The sequence below is a fragment of the Rhizobacter sp. P3_B12 genome (assembly GCF_056402895.1).
The window spans coordinates 1-1,281 of record NZ_JBFUGN010001361.1; the positions used below are offsets into that span (position 1 = coordinate 1).

The window sequence follows — 1,281 nt, forward strand, 5'->3', positions numbered from 1 at the left end:
CACCGACGACCTGAACGCGATGAACACCGCGCAGTTCGTCGCGCTGTCGACCGCGCAAGTCGCCGCGCTGACGCCGACGCAGATCGCCGGCCTGCAATCCGATGACCTGCGCGCACTGACCACCGGCCAGTACGCCGCGCTGACCACCGCCCAGGTCGCCGCGCTGACCAGCGACCAGATGCCCAACATCGAGTCCTCGGACCTGCGTGCGATCAGCACCGCCGGCATCCGCGGCCTCAACAGCGACCAGTTCGCGGCCCTCACCTCCGACCAGATCGCGTCGCTGACGACCACGCAGGTGGCCGCGCTGACGACCACGCAGATCGCCTCGCTGGCCTCGGACGACCTGAACGCACTGAGCACCGCGCAGTTCACCGCGATGTCGAGYGCGCAGACCGCTGCGCTGACGACCGACCAGATCCCGCACCTGGAATCGTCGGACCTGCGCACGCTGAGCACCGCCGCGCTGCGCAACTGGACCACCGCGCAAGTCGATGCGCTGACCTCGGACCAGATGGGCCAGCTGACGACCGCGCAAGTCGCCGGCCTCACGACCGCCCAGCTGACCAACCTGACGACCGACGACCTGAACGCGATGAACACCGCGCAGTTCGCCGCGCTGTCGACCGCCCAGGTCGCCTCGCTGACCGCCACCCAGATCGCCGGCCTGCAGTCCGATGACCTGCGTGCGCTGAGCACCGCGCAATACGCCGCGATGAACTCGGCCCAGGCCGCTGCGCTGACGACCGACCAGATCCCGAACCTCGAATCGGCCGACCTGCGCGCGCTCAGCACCGCCGCGATCCGCGCGCTGAACACCGACCAGATCAATGCGCTGACCTCCGACCAGATGGCCCAGCTGACGACCGCCCAGGTCGCCGCGCTGACCTCGACGCCGCAGGTCGACGGCCTGAACACCAACAACCTGAACGCGMTGAMCACCGCGCAGTTCGCCGCGATGACCACCGCCCAGGCGGCCGCCATCACGACGACGCAGATGTCGCACCTGGAGACGCAGGATCTGCGCGCCCTCAGCACCGCGGCGATCCGCGCGCTGAACAGCGACCAGCTCTCCGCGCTGAACTCCGACCACATGGGCGCGCTGTCGACGGCCCAGGTCGCCGCGCTGTCGACCACCCAGGTCGCCAACCTGACGACCGAAGACCTGAACGCGCTGAACACCGCCGACTTCGCCGCGCTGTCGACCGCCCAGGTCGCCGCGCTGAAGGCCAGCCAGGTGGCCGGCCTGGAAAGCGATGACCTGCGCGCGCTGACGACGGC

General features: G+C 69.8%; 1 pseudogene. It reads left to right on the forward strand.

Annotated features, from left to right (window positions below):
* Positions 1 to 1,281: pseudogene (locus tag AC1D01_RS35240) on the forward strand (heme utilization protein); the annotation flags it as partial.